The 16,299-nt window shown below is 66.7% G+C and carries 14 protein-coding genes; 4 read left to right on the top strand and 10 right to left on the bottom strand.

Annotation, left to right across the window (positions count from 1 at the left end):
- Positions 1-29: 29 nt before the first annotated feature.
- The gene (locus AWB94_RS33580; protein ID WP_062659466.1) at positions 30-1,463 is read left to right on the top strand and encodes a glutamine synthetase family protein; all 1,434 of its coding nucleotides are present in this window, start codon (positions 30-32) and stop codon (positions 1,461-1,463) included.
- Between the two features lies 1 nt (position 1,464).
- On the top strand, positions 1,465-2,487 hold the full coding sequence (locus AWB94_RS33575; RefSeq protein WP_062659465.1) for a carbon-nitrogen hydrolase family protein: 1,023 nt from the start codon (positions 1,465-1,467) through the stop codon (positions 2,485-2,487).
- Positions 2,488-2,685: 198 nt separating this feature from the next.
- Here the strand turns inward: AWB94_RS33575 and AWB94_RS33570 are convergent, their stop codons facing one another.
- The 7 genes from AWB94_RS33570 to ku form a co-directional block, all read right to left on the bottom strand.
- Positions 2,686-3,744, bottom strand: coding sequence for a poly-gamma-glutamate hydrolase family protein (locus tag AWB94_RS33570; protein ID WP_062659464.1), 1,059 nt, complete (start codon positions 3,742-3,744; stop codon positions 2,686-2,688).
- Positions 3,745-4,974 carry an Nramp family divalent metal transporter gene (locus tag AWB94_RS33565; protein ID WP_062659463.1) on the bottom strand — a complete coding sequence of 410 codons (1,230 nt, stop codon included), beginning with the start codon at positions 4,972-4,974 and terminating at the stop codon, positions 3,745-3,747.
- Positions 4,975-5,052: 78 nt separating this feature from the next.
- Positions 5,053-5,280: a hypothetical protein gene (locus AWB94_RS33560; protein ID WP_062659462.1), complete on the bottom strand. Its 228-nt coding sequence runs from the start codon at positions 5,278-5,280 to the stop codon at positions 5,053-5,055.
- 8 nt (positions 5,281-5,288) lie between these two features.
- Positions 5,289-5,573 (bottom strand): hypothetical protein, encoded by a 285-nt coding sequence (locus tag AWB94_RS33555; protein ID WP_062659461.1) that lies wholly within the window; start codon positions 5,571-5,573, stop codon positions 5,289-5,291.
- A 40-nt stretch (positions 5,574-5,613) separates the two neighbouring features.
- Positions 5,614-6,690 carry an NAD(P)H-dependent amine dehydrogenase family protein gene (locus AWB94_RS33550; RefSeq protein ID WP_062659460.1) on the bottom strand — a complete coding sequence of 359 codons (1,077 nt, stop codon included), beginning with the start codon at positions 6,688-6,690 and terminating at the stop codon, positions 5,614-5,616.
- A 13-nt stretch (positions 6,691-6,703) separates the two neighbouring features.
- Positions 6,704-7,495, bottom strand: coding sequence for an SDR family oxidoreductase (locus AWB94_RS33545; protein ID WP_062659459.1), 792 nt, complete (start codon positions 7,493-7,495; stop codon positions 6,704-6,706).
- A 126-nt stretch (positions 7,496-7,621) separates the two neighbouring features.
- Positions 7,622-8,530 (bottom strand): non-homologous end joining protein Ku, encoded by a 909-nt coding sequence (ku, locus tag AWB94_RS33540; protein WP_062659458.1) that lies wholly within the window; start codon positions 8,528-8,530, stop codon positions 7,622-7,624.
- A gap of 31 nt (positions 8,531-8,561) precedes the next feature.
- Here ku and AWB94_RS33535 point away from each other — a divergent pair, with 31 nt between their 5' ends.
- Positions 8,562-10,817 (top strand): ATP-dependent DNA ligase, encoded by a 2,256-nt coding sequence (locus tag AWB94_RS33535; protein WP_062659457.1) that lies wholly within the window; start codon positions 8,562-8,564, stop codon positions 10,815-10,817.
- Positions 10,818-10,995: 178 nt separating this feature from the next.
- Here AWB94_RS33535 and AWB94_RS33530 read toward each other — a convergent pair whose 3' ends face one another.
- Positions 10,996-11,757, bottom strand: a complete 762-nt coding sequence (locus AWB94_RS33530; RefSeq protein ID WP_062659456.1) for an SDR family NAD(P)-dependent oxidoreductase — start codon at positions 11,755-11,757, stop codon at positions 10,996-10,998.
- A gap of 90 nt (positions 11,758-11,847) precedes the next feature.
- On the opposite strand from AWB94_RS33530, the gene AWB94_RS33525 reads away from it, so the two are divergent.
- Positions 11,848-12,429, top strand: a complete 582-nt coding sequence (locus AWB94_RS33525) for a TetR/AcrR family transcriptional regulator (RefSeq protein WP_062659455.1) — start codon at positions 11,848-11,850, stop codon at positions 12,427-12,429.
- A gap of 175 nt (positions 12,430-12,604) precedes the next feature.
- Here AWB94_RS33525 and AWB94_RS33520 read toward each other — a convergent pair whose 3' ends face one another.
- Both AWB94_RS33520 and AWB94_RS33515 read right to left on the bottom strand, forming a co-directional pair.
- The gene (locus AWB94_RS33520) at positions 12,605-13,177 is read right to left on the bottom strand and encodes a hypothetical protein (RefSeq protein ID WP_234811979.1); all 573 of its coding nucleotides are present in this window, start codon (positions 13,175-13,177) and stop codon (positions 12,605-12,607) included.
- Between the two features lie 335 nt (positions 13,178-13,512).
- Positions 13,513-16,248, bottom strand: coding sequence for a helix-turn-helix transcriptional regulator (locus AWB94_RS33515; protein ID WP_234811978.1), 2,736 nt, complete (start codon positions 16,246-16,248; stop codon positions 13,513-13,515).
- Positions 16,249-16,299 lie beyond the last annotated feature (51 nt).

The following is a 16,299-nucleotide window of genomic DNA, read 5'->3' as shown; positions in this document are numbered from 1 at the left end:
TGATCTTTGGTCTGACGAAAGGGTCAGCGATGGGCTCGTCGTTCATTGCCACACACAACCTGTGGTCACCGGAGCAGCAGGAGGCGGCCGACCGGCTGATCGCCCAGCTGTCGGAGCTCGAACTGCGCCAGGTGCGCATCAGCTGGGGGGACCAGCACGGGATCCTGCGAGGCAAGACCCTGGAGGTCGGCCACTTCGTCTCCGCGATGACCGAGGGCAAGGACTTCCAGACCGCGACCCTGATCTTCGACACCACCAACAATCCGGCGGTGCCGCCGTTCGCGGCCCGCGGTTTCGGCGACGAGCGGCTCACCGGACTTCCCGACGGCGTGCTCGTTCCGGACCCGACCACGTTCCGGGTCCTGCCATGGGTCGACGGCACCGGATGGGTTCTCGCCGAGCTGTATTACCGCAACGGCGAGCGGGTGCCGTTCGACACCCGCGGAGTGCTCCAGCGACAACTCGCCGCTCTGGCCGACGACGGATACACCTACACCACCGGCGCCGAACTCGAGTTCTACATCACCCGCCTGGTCGACCCGAAACTCACGTTCGCCGACTCCGGCTGGCCGCCGGCCCCACCGAGCGTGACCGCGCTGTCGCACGGGTACCAGTACCTCACCGAGAACCGCGGCGACGAAGCCGACGGCATTCTCAGCATCCTGCGGGACAACATCGTCGCGCTGGGGATGCCGCTGGCCACCGTCGAAGACGAGTGGGGGCCGGGTCAGGTCGAGATGACCTTCGATCCGCTGCCCGGGACGGCCACTGCCGACAACGTGCTCCTGATCCGCAGTGCGATCAAGCAGATCTGTCGCAGGCACGGCTACCACGCCACGTTCATGTCGCGGCCCGCGTTCCCCAACATCGTCTCCAGCGGCTGGCATCTGCACCAGTCCCTCGGCACCGCTCACGCCTCCAACGTCTTCCCCGGCGAGAACGGCGCACTGCTTTCCGACGTGGCGTTGCATTTCATGGCCGGACTGCTCGAACATGCCAGGGCGAGTTCGGTGCTGACCACGCCCACGATCAACGGCTACAAGCGCTACATCGCCAATTCTTTTGCCCCGGATCGGATTGCGTGGGCCGAGGAGAACCGGGGTGCCATGATTCGGGTCTCCGGTGCGCGCGGTGACGGCTCGACGCATCTGGAGAACCGCATCGGCGAGCCGGCCGCCAACCCGTACCTGTACCTGGCGTCGCAGTTGATCAGTGGTCGGGACGGCATCGCACGCAAACTCGACCCCGGCCCGTCGGCCGACGAGGCCTATCTGGCCGATGTGCCATTGGTACCGGCCACCCTGGACGAGGCCTTGGGCTGTTTCGAGAGCAGCGAGTTGATGCGGCGTGAGCTCGGCGACGTTTTCGTGAACTACCTGAGCACGGTGAAGAGAAACGAGGTCGCCCGGTTCAACGCCGCCGTGACCGACTGGGAACAGCGCGAATACTTCGAAGTCTTCTGAGATGGCGTTCGAAGCAACACTGAAAGTCATCGCCGAACACCGGGAATCACGGCCAGGTCCACACACGGTCACCGTCGCCGCGGCGCAACTCGGAGGCCCCTGGCTGAAGTCTGCGGACAGGCTGGCCAGGATCGCCGAGGCGGCGGGGGTGGCGTCCGCCGCCGGCGCCACCGTGATCGCATACCCGGAGACGTACTTGTCCGGATATCCGTTCTGGCCGCCGCGCACCGGTGGTGCGCTCTTCGACCACGCTGACCAAAAAGACTGCTATGCCTACTATCTGGACTCCGCGATCGAGGTCGGTGGGCCCGAACACCGCGAGCTGGAGATCATGGCCGCCGATCTCGGCGTCGGCCTTGTTGTGGGTGTCTCGGAACGCGGACGCGATCTCGGTTCCGGCAGCGTCTGGTGCACATTGCTGACCATCGATCCCGTCCTGGGGTTGGTGGGGCACCACCGCAAGCTGATCCCCACGTATGACGAGCGGTTGATCTGGGCACAGGGCGACGGCGCGGGCCTACGGACGCACCGATTCGGGCCTGCGGTGGTGGGCAGCCTGAACTGCTGGGAGAATTGGATGCCGCAGGCGCGCAACGCGATGTACGCGCAGGGTGAGACGGTGCACATCGGCTCGTGGCCGGGGTCGAGCACGCTGACCGCCGACATCACCCGCTTCGTGGCCGCCGAGGGCAGGGTGTTCAGCGTGGCCGCCTCGGGCCTGATCACCGCGGACTCCATTCCAGAAGACTTCCCGCTGGCGGCGCGGCTGCGTGAGACATCCGAGCAGATTGTGTTCGACGGCGGCAGCGCGGTGGCGGGCCCGGACGGAAGATGGTTGATACCGCCGGTCGTCGGGGTGGAAGGGGTGCTGGTCGCCGACCTCGACCTGGCCAGGGTGATGCAGGAGCGGCTGAACTTCGATGTCACCGGCCATTACGCCAGGCCCGATGTCTTCCGGACCGAGGTCAATCGGATACGTGGCGGCGCAGTGCACTTCACCGAGTTGCCGGTTGGCGAACCATGACTGTGTCGTGCGCGGAGCTGATCCTGGAGATCCAACACCAGACTGATGACGGCCCAGGCAATCTGGTGCAGTGGCTGCACGACCAGGGCCTGCCGCACGCCGACGCGGGTGGCGTCGTCGACCGCATGCGTGGCGACACTCGGGAATTCGCGTCATCGGCGAACGTTGCAGCGCAGCGGCTCTATGCACCCTTCTTCGTCAAGGCCACGACCGCGCCGCCGTCGCCAGGCCTCGTACCAGCGCGGCGGTGGCCGCGCACAAGCCGTCGTCACCGGGGAGCCCACTGCGCGGACTGATGCCGCGCACCCGTGGAGGCAGTTCCAGTTGCACGCCCCCGTCGCGCGGCACGTTCACCGGGTTGTCGGGGTGCAGTCCGCGCAACTCGCGCGGAATGGCATCGAGGTCGGTGACCACGTGGTAGCCGGGCAGCGCGATATGCCCGGACAGGTGGTCGCCGAGGCGGCGGTTGCGGCCCCCGACGAGCAGGTGGGTGCTGCGGCCGATACGCCCGTAACCGTGTAGCGCGACCGTCACGTCGACGTGGTCGAGAAAGGCTGCCAGCGTGGCGGATTCGTCGCGACGGTAACGAGCCGAGGCCAGGTGGTGCGGGTAGCGGGGTGGATGGTGCACCACGTAGACCGAGGCCCCGGCCGCGGCGGCGGCCCGCTCGGCGATGACGTCGGTCATTTGTTCCAGGCCGCCGCCATGGATGGCCAGGAACCCGAACCGGGACCGCAGGGTGCTGGTCTCGCGGACCTCGGGGTCGGCGAGAAGCTCCGAAAGCGTCTGTGGTCCAGCAGAATCCGCCGTGCGCTCGGTGCTGGGCCAGCGCGCGGGATCCCACCGATGCAGGAAATCGATCCAGCGCTGCGGCAGCCGGTGCTGGCGCGCGCCGCCGATCACCCGCTCCAGATAGCCGGGCCGCGGCGCTCCGGCTTCGACGCGGGGATCGATGTACACCCAGGCGTCGTGCGTGCCGTCGGCGGTGTGCACCACCAGCCGGTCGCGCCGGTACCGCACCGGCACACCCTCGGCGCTGTCCAGGGCCTTGAGGTCGTGGCCGCTGACCTGCCACAGCACGCCGTGCACCACGGCGCCGGGCAACGGCTCCACCGTCGCCACCCCGCGCTCGTTGATCAGCCAGTCGTGATCGGCGAGCGTCGCGGGCCGTGGGTCGGTGGCGTCGGGGCAGCGGCGCGCCATCTGGTCCACGCACAGGTTGGATCCGTACGCGAAATAGATGTGCGGCAACGTCATTCAGCCCCGCACCGTCAGGTAGATCAACACGACGTTGAGCACGCTGATGATGCCCGCCACCAGCCAACCCAGCGCAGTGGTGACCCGGTGATTCACGTCGGCACCCATGAGCGACCGGTTGCTGGTCAGCCGGACCAGGGGTATCAGCGCGAACGGGATGCCGAATGACAGCACCACCTGCGAGATGACCAGCGCGCGGCTGGGGTCCACCCCGATGGCCAGGATCGCCAGTGCCGGGATGAGGGTGACCAGCCGACGCAGCAGCAGCGGGTAGGTGCGGTGCAGCAGGCCGGACATGATCATCGCCCCGGCGTACGCACCGACCGACGTCGACGCCAGCCCCGAGGCCAGCAAGCCGATCGCGAAGAACAGCGCCACCACCGGACCCAGCGTGTCGCGCACGGCGGCGTGCGCACCCTCGATCGAGTCGGTATCGGTCATGCCCTGCAAATTGGTCGCCGCGACGAGCAGCATGGCCAGATTCACCGCGCCGGCCACCAGCATGGCGATGCCCACGTCGACGCGGGTGATCCGCAGCAGGCGCCGTCGCGGCGCGCCGGCCTCGGGGTGGCCGTGCCGGTCCCGCGCCAATCCCGAGTGCAGGTACACCGCGTGTGGCATGACCGTCGCGCCGAGCATGGCGGCGGCCAGCAGCACGCTTTCCGGGCCCTCGAACCGCGGAATCAGGCCCTCGGCGACGTCCCCGGCCGAGGGCGGTTCGACGAACAGACTGGTGAGGAAGCCGATCGCGATGATCAGCAGCAGCCCGGTGATCACCCGTTCGAACACCTGTTGGCCGCTGCGATTCTGCACCGCGAGCAGCAGCATGGACACGATCCCGGTGATGATGCCGCCGACCAACAGCGGCAGGTCGAACAGCAGGTGCAGCGCGATGGCGCCCCCGACGACCTCGGCCAGGTCGGTGGCCATCGCGACTGTCTCGGCCTGCAACCAATAGGCGATCCGGGTGGGGGTGCGGGTGTTGTCGGCGACCGCTTCCGGTAGCGAGCGGCCGGTGACAAGTCCGAGTTTCGCCGACAGGTACTGCACCAGCCCGGCCATCACGTTGGCCACCAGGATGACCCACACCAGCAGGAAGCCGAACTGGGCGCCCGCGCTGACATTGGCCGCCACATTGCCGGGATCGACGTAGGCGATGGCGGCGACGAATGCGGGTCCGAGCAGATACCAGCCCGGCCGGCGCACCCGCGTCTGTGTGTCCTCGAGCAACTCGGCCTCTCCTCTATCCGGTCCAGCGAATAGAAAAGTTAGGTTAGCCGAAAACCTGGGAGGAGCAATACGCGGGGCTCATCCGAGACCGATGATGATCCCGCCGCCGCCGTACGGCCAGCCATAGAAAGGACCGTTGTTGTTGGCCGGTGGGGACGTCACGATCTGGGTGTGCCCGCCGGACGTACATTGCGTGGTGGTCGGTCCGGTCTGCACGCATTCCGGTGCCGCCGCCGCGACGGGTGCCGCGATCAGCGCCGCGGCAGGTACGGCGACGAAAAGGGCCGGCATCAGGCGGATGCGCATCTGGCCTCCTAGCGGTGGCCGCCACCACCGCCGTGCCAGCCACCGCCACCGTCACCGCCGATGATCAGCGCGGGCCCGTAGAACTCGTCGTCCCACGGGTAGGGGTAGGTGGGCTCGGCCGGGGGTGAGGCGTTGAGTTGAACGTTGCCGGGTGTGGCGCATTCGGTTGCGGCGCCACCGGCTTCGGTACCGCCGACACTGGTGCACGACGGCAGATTGGAGTTCGGGTCGGCCGCGGCGGTCGGTGCCAGCTGCAGGGCAGCGGCGGCCAAGAGCGAAGAAAGCACGAGCATTGACCGCATAGGCTGAGGCCCCTCACGTTGGAATTGAGCGCTAAGCCCCAGCGTACAGCCCTTTACCGGTGATGAGGGGAAGGTCCAAGGTGGTGACGATGCCCGGCTGCGCGGCCACCACCGCCGAGATGGCATTGACGACGCGCGCCGCGGTGGCCACCAGCCCGGCGTGGTTGTGGTCGCCCTTGCGGCTGCTCAGGCACAGGTCGAGTGCGTACGACGGTTCGCCGGTCACTTCGACGCGGTAGGAACCGCCCTCCTGCGCCGGTTGCGGCCATTCCGGGCACAGGTCGGCCCGCAGCCGGGTGACGTGCTCGAGCACGACGGCGGGATGCCCCTTGACCACGCCGCGCACCTCGAAACGCATGGCCGCGGTGCTGCCCTTGGGGATGTGCCCCGAGGCGATGTCGAAGTCTTCCGGGGCGGGCACCCGCACGTGGGTCTCGGTGACCTCGTCGAGTTCGATGCCCAGCCCCGCGGCGAGCTGGCGCACCACCGAACCCCAGGCCAGGCTCAGCACGCCCGGCTGCAGCAGCATCGGCAACTCGTCGAGTGACTTGCCGAATCCCATCACGTCGAACATCACGGTGGCGCTGTCGTAGGTGGCGTAGTCCACGATCTCCATGCACCGGATCTGTTCGACGGACTGACACGTGCCGGCAAGGGCAAGGGGCAGAAGGTCATTGGCGAACCCGGGGTCGATACCATTGACAAAAATGCTCGCGCCGCCGGCTTTCGCGGCATCCTCGATGGGCGAGACCAACTCGGCGGGCAGCACCTGCCAAGGGTATTGCAGGAACACCGCCGCGCTGCCCACCACGTTCACGCCGGCGGCCAGGATCCGTCGGTAATCCTCCAGCGCCTCCGGTAACCGGTTGTCGGCCATCGCCGTGTAGACGGCACAGTCGGGTTGGGTGGCCAGCACCTCACCGAGGTCGTTGGTGGCGGTGATGCCGGTGGTGATGTCAAGGCCGGCAAGGGTTCCCGCGTCCTGACCGGCTTTGGCCGCCGACGACACCCAGACCGAGGTGAGCTCATAGGCCGGGTCGGTGATCAACTGGCTCAGCGCGTGCCGTCCGACGTTTCCGGTGCCGATCGCTGCGACTTTGATGGCCATCTCTAGGTGCTCCTCACAGGTCCGGGATGGGCAGGTCGAGGTTCGGGTAGGTGAGGCCACCGTCGACCTCCAGCGTCTTACCGGTCAGGTAACCACCTGCCGGTGACGCCAAATAGACTGCGGCCGCGGCTATATCGGCCGGTTCGCCCAATCTGCGCATCGGCGTGACCTTTTCCATGGGTTCGCGCAGCGCGTCGTTGGAGGCCACCACGTCCAGGGCCGAGGTGAGGATGGACCCGGGCGCGATGGCGTTGACCCGGATACGTGGGCACAGGTCGAGCGCGGCCAGCCTGGTGTAGTGCGCCAGCGCGGCCTTGGCCGTGCCGTAGGCGACGAACGCGCGTCCGGCCAGCCGGCCCATCGTCGAGGTGATGTTGATGATCGAGCCGCCGCCGGAATGTTCCAGCATCAGCGGGACCGCCGCCGCTGTCAGCGCGTGCGCCGTGCCGACGTTGAAGGTGAACGCGTCCTTGAGGTCCTTCGTGGAGGTGTTCAGCAGGGGGCTCGGCATGGTGCCGCCGACGTTGTTTACGACGATGTCTAGTTTCCCGAACGCGCTGACGGCCTCACCAGCGAGCGCAGCGGTGGCCTCCGGGTGGGCGAGGTCGGCCACCACGACGTGTGCCTTGCGCCCGGCGTCGGCGACCTGGGCTGCGACCTCTTCGAGCTGAGCCTGGGTACGTGCCGCGATCAGCACGTCCGCACCGGCTTCCGCGAACGCGACGGCGATCGCCGCGCCCAGCCCGCGGCCCGCGCCGGTGACCACCGCGACCTGGTCGTCGAGCCGGAATCTGTCCAGAATCATGCGTGCTCCATTTCTGCTCCCGCGTCACCGTAGCAAGGGGGCGGTGCGTCCGTGGCGAGTTTTTGGAACACGTTCTAGTTGAGCTGGTCCGCGTGCGAGACGCCGACCGGCGGCGGAGGCCGCGGCCTACTTCTTCGCGGCGGCCTTCTTGGCCGGAGCTTTCTTCGCCGCGGCCTTCTTGGCGGGTGCTTTCTTGGCCGGCGCCTTCTTCGCGGGTTCCTTCTTGGCCGGTTCGTTCTCGGAACCCTGGCGCGCCTTCACGCTGGCTTCCAGCTTGGCCAGCAGATCGGACACATCCTCGGTCTCGTCCAGATTGGTCGGCTGTTCCTCGGTCGTGAAGGCTTCGCCACCTTCGAGTTTGGCCTGCACCAGCTCGCGCAGCTCTTCCTGATAGGTGTCATGGAACTGTTCGGGATGAAAGTCGTCGGTCATCGACTCGACAACCTGACCGGCCATCTTCAGCTCGGCCGGCTTGATCTCGACTTCCTTGTCCAGCACCGGGAAATCGGGATCGCGAATCTCATCCGGCCACAACAAGGTATGCACCACCATCACCTGGCGCTTGCTGAAATCCTTGACCCGCAACGCCGCCAATCGAGTCTTGTTGCGCAGCGCGAAATGCACGATCGCCACCCGGTCGGTGGACGCCAGGGTCTGGGCCAGCAGCACATAGGACTTCGACGATTTGGAGTCCGGCTCCAGGTAGTAACTCTTGTCGTACATCAGCGGGTCGAGTTGTTCGGCCGGGATGAACTCCACGACCTCGATCTCGCGGCTGCGTTCCTCGGGCAGCGTGGCGATGTCCTCGTCGGTGATCACGACGGTCTGCCCGTCGTCGGATTCGTATGCCCGCGCGATATCGCGGTACTCGACCACCTCGCCGCACACCTCGCAGGTGCGCTTGTATCGGATCCGGCCGTTGTCCTTCGCGTGCACCTGATGGAATTTGATGTCGTGGTCCTCGGTGGCGCTGTACACCTTCACGGGGACATTCACCAGACCGAAGGCGACCGAACCCTTCCAGATAGACCGCATGCTCAACCGTAACAGCGGGTAATACCGTTAGGTGGTGGAGCGCTACGGCCGGGTGAAATTGACCAACCCAGATAAGGTGCTCTACCCCGCGACCGGCACCAGCAAAGCCGAGGTCTTCGAGTACTACCTGGCGGTCGCCGACGCCATGGTGCCCCACATCGCCGGCCGCGCGGTCACCAGGAAACGGTGGCCCAACGGCGTGGACGAGCCGTCGTTCTTCGAGAAGCAACTCGCCTCGTCGGCACCGGTCTGGCTGGACCGAGGTGCCATCGAACACAAGTCGGCGACCACCGTCTATCCGATCATCGACACCCGAGAGGGGCTGGCGTGGATCGCCCAGCAGGCGGCGCTGGAGGTGCACGTCCCGCAGTGGCGTTTCGTCGACGGCAAGCCGGGACCGGCCACCCGGATCGTGTTCGATCTGGACCCCGGCGAGGGCGTGGACATGGCCTTGATCTGCACGGTGGCCCGCGAGGTGCGCGACCTGATGGCCGATATCGGGTTGACGACGTTTCCGCTGACCAGTGGGAGCAAGGGCGTGCACCTGTACGTGCCGCTGGCCGAGCCGGTCAGCTCGCACGGTGCGTCGGTGCTGGCCCGCCGGGTGGCCCAGCAGTTGGAGAAGGCGATGCCACAGCAGGTGACGGCCACCATGACCCGCAGTCTGCGTGCGGGCAAGGTGTTTCTGGACTGGAGCCAGAACAGCGCCGCCAAGACCACCGTCGCCCCGTACTCGTTGCGGGGTCGCGATCAGCCGACCGTGGCCGCCCCGCGGACCTGGGACGAGATCGGCGATCCAGACCTACGGCACCTGCGTTTCGACGAGGTGCTGGCCCGGCTGGAGCGCGACGGCGACCTGCTGGCCGGCCTGGACGACACCCTGGTGCTGCCGGACAAACTCACCACCTACCGCAGCATGCGCGACGCCGGGAAGACCCCGGAGCCGGTTCCGGCGGCCGCCCCGGTCACCGGTGCGAACAACCGCTTCGTCATCCAGGAACACCATGCCCGCCGGTTGCACTACGACTTCCGGCTGGAGCGGGACGGAGTGCTGGTCAGCTGGGCCGTACCGAAGAACCTGCCTGCCGAATCGGCGGTGAACCACCTGGCCGTGCATACCGAGGACCATCCGCTGGAGTACGCGACGTTCGAGGGGACGATCCCGAAGGGGGAGTACGGCGGCGGTGAGGTGCGAATCTGGGACGCCGGCACCTACGAGGCGGAGAAGTTCCGCGACCCCGATCCGATGCACGGCAAGGGCGGCGAGGTCATCGTGACCCTGCGCGGAGACCGGATCTCCGGCCGCTATGCGCTGATCCAGACCGACGGCAAGAACTGGCTTGCCCATCGGATGAAAGAACAGCCCGCGATGACCGCGGCTGAGGTCAAACCCATGCTGGCCACGCACGGATCGGTGGCCGGCTTCAAGCCGGCGCAGTGGGCGTTCGAAGGCAAGTGGGACGGTTACCGGTTGCTGGTGGATGTGAATCATGGTGCGCTGCATTTGTATTCGCGACGGGGGCGCGATGTCACCGCGGAGTACCCCCAACTGCGAACGTTGGCCGCCGATCTGGCCGATCACCACGTGCTCCTCGACGGTGAGGTGGTGGCGCTCGATGAGCACGGGGTGCCCAGCTTCGGGGCCATACAGAACCGCGGCCGGGAGGGGCATGTCGAGTTCTGGGCCTTCGACCTGCTGGCGCTGGACGGCAGGCCACTGCTGCGGGTGAAGTACCGTGACCGGCGAAAGTTGTTGGAGACCTTGGCTTCCGGCGGCGGACTGATCGTTCCCCCGTTGCTGCCCGACGATGATCCGCTCGGGGACGCCCGGCGTCGGGGCTTGGAGGGTGTGGTGGCCAAGAAGTGGGACTCGACCTATCAGCCGGGCCGGCGGTCCTCGGCATGGATCAAGGACAAATTCTGGAACGCCCAGGAAGTGGTGATCGGCGGCTGGCGTGCCGGGCAGGGGGGACGAACCAGCGGGATCGGCGCGCTGCTGGTCGGTGTCCCGGGCGAGGACGGCCTGCACTTCGCCGGCAGGGTGGGCACCGGCTTCACCGACAAGATGCTCGGCGATCTGCGCGCAACCCTCAAACCGTTGGAGACCGACGAGTCTCCTTTCAATGCACCGCTTTCCACCATCGACCGGCGCGGGGTGACTTTCGTCCGGCCGGAACTGGTGGGCGAGGTGCGCTACAGCGAGCGCACCTCCGATGGCCGGCTGCGCCAGCCGAGTTGGCGCGGGCTGCGGCCGGACAAGTCGCCCGAAGAGGTGGTCTGGGAATAGTAGCTACGTAAGAGGCTGTACGCGTTGCTGATTCGGTGCAGTCCGCTTGTCTGAAGAGGTAGGTGCGCTCCGCGCGGACACATCAATGATGCACCTGGTGCAAGCCCTTTGGTCGGGTGCGCGGTACCAATTTCGCCGTCATGAGCGACTTTCTTTCGCAGTTGAGACCGGTTCTCCGCTATGGCTGATCGGTGGGTCGAATGACGATCTCGTTCACGGCGACGCGACGCGGTTGGCTGACGATGTACGCAATCGCTTCGGCGATGTCCTCCGCGTGCAACTGCTCCACTGCACCGAACGCAGCTTCGAAATCCGCAGCGGAATTAGGCTTCTGGTCGAACAATTCGGATTGGGTGCGACCCGGCTCGATCACCGAGAAACGGACATTGCGTTTGGTGAACTCCTGCCTCCACGCCTCGGTTGCGCCCGTCACGGCGAACTTCGTGGCGTTGTAGATCGCGACCGTCGGTGCCGCAACCCGTCCGGCGACGGATGAGATGTTCACTACGTCCGCCACGGAGCGCGGGCTGTTTCGTGCAGCGACAAGAAGGTACGGCAATGCCGCCTTGGTCACGTACATCAGGCCGCGGAGGTTGATGTCGACCATTCGATCCCACTCGTCGAGCGGTGACTCTTCGGAGGCGCCGTTCAGCATCACGCCGGCCGCGTTCACCAAGGTGTCGAGGCGGCCGAATTTCTCAATGGTTCGCTCCACTGCCCGCTGTCCGTTGCCAGCGTCGGTGAGGTCAGCAGCAATCACCAAAGTCTCATGGCCCTGGGAACGAAGCCGTTCCGCCAGTTCCTCTAGCCTGTCGGCTCGCCGTGCGGCAAGGGCGACCTTTGCTCCGGCGCCCGCCAACCGTTGCGCGGCGGCGGTACCGATCCCGCTTGACGCTCCGCTGATCAGTGCGACGTTTCCGTCCAGCGCATTGTCCGTCACGATGCCTCCCTATTTACGGTGCGTTGCGTCTCGCAAATCACTGTACTCTTTTCCGAGACGCCGCGCACCGTTGATTAGTAGGCTTCGAAGGTGAGCAGTGAAGAGCCTCGCCGGCGCGGACGGCGGAGAAGCGAGCAGAGCCGGCGAGCGATACTGACGGCGGCCTTCGATCTCGTAGCCGAGGAGGGGCGAGACTTCACAATCGAGGGCATCGCGGCCCGCGCGGGGGTTAGCAAGCAGACGATCTATCGGTGGTGGCCGACCAAAGGGGACGTCCTTCTCGAGTCGCTCGCGACGCAAGCCGAGGTGCAGATTTCCACCTCTGATCAGGGGTCTTATGCGCAAGATTTGCTCCACTTCCTCAACCAGACCGTCAAAATCCTTCGCCCTCATGGAGTTCGAAGCGCATTGCGCAGCCTGATGGCAGAGGCGCAGCAGAATCCTGAACTGCGGCATCGGTTTCAAACGGAATTCCTGGCGCGACGCCGTGCTGCGTTGTTGCAGATCGTCAGCCGCGCTGAAATCCGCGGTGATCTGCCTCCGGGGGTGCACGGCGAGCTCATAGGCGACATCGTCTTCGGGGTGATCTGGTACCGAATGCTCTCGACAGAGCGGCTCCTGGACAGCGCCGACGTGCGGAGTCTGGCAGATCTGCTGGCATCACACGACTAGTGGCCCGCGCACCGTCGTCGACGATCGGCCGCCGCGGAATAGCCCCACCATGCGGAGGTGATGGCGATGGCTTGTCACGCCTGGACTGTGTGCACACGAATGCCGCACACTTCGAATACTGCACTTCCGCCAGTTCTCTGAAAATAGTGCAAGATGATCCGTGAGCGCCCGTATCTCACGGTTCCACACCACCTGTGACCGTCCGCAACGAGTGCCGGACGTAGCGGTGCATCTCCTGCTCGGGGAGATAGGGGACTTCCCGTAAGGTCGCCGTCCGTTCCCGGAAGCGCTCGTCGGATTCATCCAGCGCCAGCACACCGGTCGCCGAATCGCTGACGCCGAACCCGGTCACCGAGATGGCTAGGTTGTCGAACGCCGCTTCGGTATCGGCATAGCGTCCGGGGCTTTCGTTGAGCCGTTCCAGCAGCTCCAGTGGTTCGAGACCGCGCAGGGCGAAGACGTCCCTGCCGTCGAGGAACAGCGGGTGTCGTGGGCCGGCGGGCATGATCTCGCAGAGGCGGTCGGCCTCGTAGCGCAGCACGAGGTGACCGCGGGTTTCGGTGACGCTGTCTGCGGATGGGCCGTTCGTCGCGTACTCGGCGATGAGGGCCTGCTTCTCGTCGTCGCTCAACGCGTCGCCGAACATCGCCAGCGTCTCACGCAGCAGGTCATCGGAGATGCGGTCAGCACCCCGACCGGTGACGGTGCCGTAGGTCGCGGACAGTGCATCCACTTGTGCCGGGGACATACCGAATTCGAGCCGGCCCAGTCCCTGGCGGGGACGTATGGTCCAATCTGGGTCTATTGCCATCGTGACTATCAGGATGCCACCGCGCGGGGCCCGGTCGGGCAACGGCGTGATTGCCCAGGGCGGTCACCGAGGAGGGCCAGGGGCTGGCGATGACGGGACGAGCACTTCGACGCCGATCTCCTGCACTGTCGGCGTTGCTTCGTCATGAGGCACCACCTGTGGTGCGACGAATCCCGCACGCTTCGAATACTGCTTAGCCGCCGGTTGTCTGGGAGTCCTCGTGGCGAAGTTACTTCTGCAACAAGGCACCTGGAACAGACCCGGGGCGACCCTCACGGCGCGTTGGTGAGTGCGGTCCGCAGTTCACGCCGTGAGGTGACTCCGAGCTTCGCGAAGATCTTGCCGAGGTGCCACTCCACTGTGCGTCGGCTGAGGAACAGTTGCCCAGCGATCTCGACGTTCGTGTAACCGTCGCGCGCGAGGAGCGCGATGCGGCTCTCCTGCGCCGTCAAGGCGAACGTAGCGTCCGTCGACCCCACGTGCACCGTCTCGCCGGTGGCCGCGAGCTCGCGTTGCGCTCTGCGCGCGAAGCCGTCAGCACCCATGCGGGCGAACATGTCATGTGCGATCCGCAATTGGGTGCGGGCATCGGCCCGGCGTTTCTCCCGGCGCAGCCACTCGCCGTAGAGCAGGTGGGTGCGGGCCAGGTACACCACCACAGGGGTGCGCTCAAGATGCACCAGCGCGCCTTGGTACGCAACGTCGGCCACCACGCCGTCGGACACCAGTGCGGTGGACCGGGCGGCCAAACCGAGTGCCGTCTCGGTGCCGCTGGCCCCCGTGCGTTCCAGCAGCCGATCGAGCGCCGCTGCGGCGACTTCGTGTTCGTTGCAGCGCGCGGCCGCCTCGACCAATTCGACGAGGAGGTAGCCGCACATCCCGAGGTCGTCGTGTCGCGCGCCGGAAGCGGCGGAGTCCATGGCCTCCTGGTACTGGCAGAGTCCGTTGTGCATGATCGCTGCCGCGTAGAGGGCAATCGAGATGTCATATCCCTCGCCGCGGCCCTTCGCACCGTCGATCGTCTCTCGCACTCCCTCACGGCACAGCTGTTCCTCTCCGCGGTAGGCGGCAAGGTAGGTCCTGATCGCCGCCCGAACCGGGGCGCCCGTCGCGGTGATGATGGCGGCGGACTCGTCGAGCAATGCGGCCGCCTGCTCGAACTCGCCCGCCGTGACGCAGACCGCCGAATAGGTCACCAGGGCCACCGGCAACATGGTCAAGGAACCCGAGGCCCGCAGCTGCTCGACCTCTCGGGCCGTCAGGAAGTTGTAGGCGTCCTGGTCGAACAGATCCAGACACACACGCGCGGTGAGATCGTGCCAGCGCGGGTCGGGGGCGTCGGTCTCCCACTCGAGGAGATACGCCCGGATTGCCGCTTGCAGCAGGCCCGCCGCGGCGACGTAGCCGCTGCTCAACCTGACGATCAAGCCGTCCAGCAAGAGGTCGATGACCCGAGGCGGTTCCGGGGCGGCGGGCGCCTTGCGCGCAGCCTGCGCAACGGACGGTGCCGAGTTGTGCCGTTCGGTCGACAGCCTGCCGACGAGGATCGACGCCATCACAGCCCCCAGGTAGGCTTTCCGCGACTCGGGCGGGTCGAGCTTTTCCAGCCGCTTAGCGGCTGCGAGCAGCAGGGGCGGTGCGTCGACGCCGCGGCTGGCAGCGAATGCCATCTTCGCGCGCAACAATTCGCAACGTGCAGCCAGCAGTTCGTCGTCGGTGGTGTCGTGCGCCGCGGCGATCAGGCGCGCGGCCGGCTCCGACATCCCCGCGTCGAGGTTGGACATCGCGGCATCCAGCGTCCGGCGGGCCCGCTCGGTCGAGTCCGGCGTCAGCCGGGCGGCGTATTCCAGGAACGACGCCGCGGCGGAAACGCCTCCTCGAGCGCGGGCACGCCCGGCCGCAAGCTCCAGTTCGTCGGCGATCTGGGCGTCGGGCGTGTCGGTCGCATGGGCGCGGTGCCAGGCCCGGTAGTCGTCGGCGGTCGGCCCGGTGATGCTGGATGCCAAGGCGGCGTGCGCTTGCCGGCGCTGCGACGCCGACGAGCTGCGATAGATCGCTGCGCGAATCAGGGGATGGCGAAACCTCGGACCGCCGTCGACGAAGATCAGGCCGGCGGTCTCCGCGGGCTCTGCGGCCTCCCGATCGATATCCAGACTGCGCAGGGCAGACCAGATCCATTCCGGTCGACCTGCGGGCTCGGCGGCCATCACGGTCAGCAATAGCCTTGTTGCGGAAGGAAGTTCACTGACCTGCCTGACGAAAGTACGCTCGATGTGCGTCTCGTTCGAGGTTGCGCTCGGCAGCCCGTAGCCGCCCGCCAGACCGTCCGAGGTCAACGCTTTGTGCAGCTCCAGCAGCGCGAGCGGGTTTCCGTTCGCCTCGGCGAGCACGGTTTCTCGCACCCGCTCATCCAGCCGGGTGGGCACCATGGTGGCCAGCAGCAATCGTGCGTCGCGATCGGTCAGGCCGCTCAACATCAGTTCCCGATGGCCCGCAATCGCGTCGGCGCCAATGTCTCTGGTGGTGAACACCATGACGACCGGATCCACCTGAATTCGGCGGGCGACGAAGGCCAAGGCCTGCAGCGACGCGGGATCCATCCACTGCGCGTCGTCGACGGCACACAAGAGGGGGGAGTCGCTGCTCGCCGCGCCAAGCAGCGTCAGCAGCGCAAGCCCCACCAGCAAGCGGTCGGGAGCCGCCCCGTTGGTGAGGCCCAACGCAACCTGCAAGGCGTGGGCCTGCGGCTCGGGTAGCCCTTCGATGAGGCCCATCAGCGGCGCACACAGTTGTTGCACACCGGCGTACGCGATGTCCCGTTCCAACTCGGCACCGCCGACCGACAGGACGCGAAAGTCGGGTGCCCGCTGCACCAGATCTTCCAGCAGTGCGGTCTTGCCGATGCCCGGCTCGCCGCGCAGCGCGAGAACCCCGCTGTGGCCGCGCCGGGCGGCCTCGAGCAGCTCGGCGAGCGCTTGTTGCTCGCGTTGTCGCCCGACCAGTGCCATGGTAGGCATCGTCGCACGGTGATCCGCGCCGATGCAGCGCGATCGACGGTT

It is taken from the genome of Mycolicibacterium canariasense, assembly GCF_002101555.1.
Taxonomy (GTDB): Bacteria; Actinomycetota; Actinomycetes; order Mycobacteriales; family Mycobacteriaceae; genus Mycobacterium; species Mycobacterium canariasense.
Note: the sequence above shows the minus strand (reverse complement) of the source record. Positions and strands in the feature narration are given on the sequence as shown.

Bases quoted from the DNA above. Each gene is read 5' to 3' on its own strand.
- AWB94_RS33580 (WP_062659466.1), top strand. From the start codon at position 30: ATGGGCTCGTCGTTCATTGCCACACACAACCTGTGGTCACCGGAGCAG.
- AWB94_RS33575 (WP_062659465.1), top strand. From the start codon at position 1,465: ATGGCGTTCGAAGCAACACTGAAAGTCATCGCCGAACACCGGGAATCA.
- AWB94_RS33570 (WP_062659464.1), bottom strand. From the start codon at position 3,744: ATGACGTTGCCGCACATCTATTTCGCGTACGGATCCAACCTGTGCGTG.
- AWB94_RS33560 (WP_062659462.1), bottom strand. From the start codon at position 5,280: ATGCGCATCCGCCTGATGCCGGCCCTTTTCGTCGCCGTACCTGCCGCG.
- AWB94_RS33555 (WP_062659461.1), bottom strand. From the start codon at position 5,573: ATGCTCGTGCTTTCTTCGCTCTTGGCCGCCGCTGCCCTGCAGCTGGCA.
- AWB94_RS33550 (WP_062659460.1), bottom strand. From the start codon at position 6,690: ATGGCCATCAAAGTCGCAGCGATCGGCACCGGAAACGTCGGACGGCAC.
- AWB94_RS33545 (WP_062659459.1), bottom strand. From the start codon at position 7,495: ATGATTCTGGACAGATTCCGGCTCGACGACCAGGTCGCGGTGGTCACC.
- ku (WP_062659458.1), bottom strand. From the start codon at position 8,530: ATGCGGTCTATCTGGAAGGGTTCGGTCGCCTTCGGTCTGGTGAATGTC.
- AWB94_RS33520 (WP_234811979.1), bottom strand. From the start codon at position 13,177: ATGTCCCCGGCACAAGTGGATGCACTGTCCGCGACCTACGGCACCGTC.
- AWB94_RS33515 (WP_234811978.1), bottom strand. From the start codon at position 16,248: ATGGCACTGGTCGGGCGACAACGCGAGCAACAAGCGCTCGCCGAGCTG.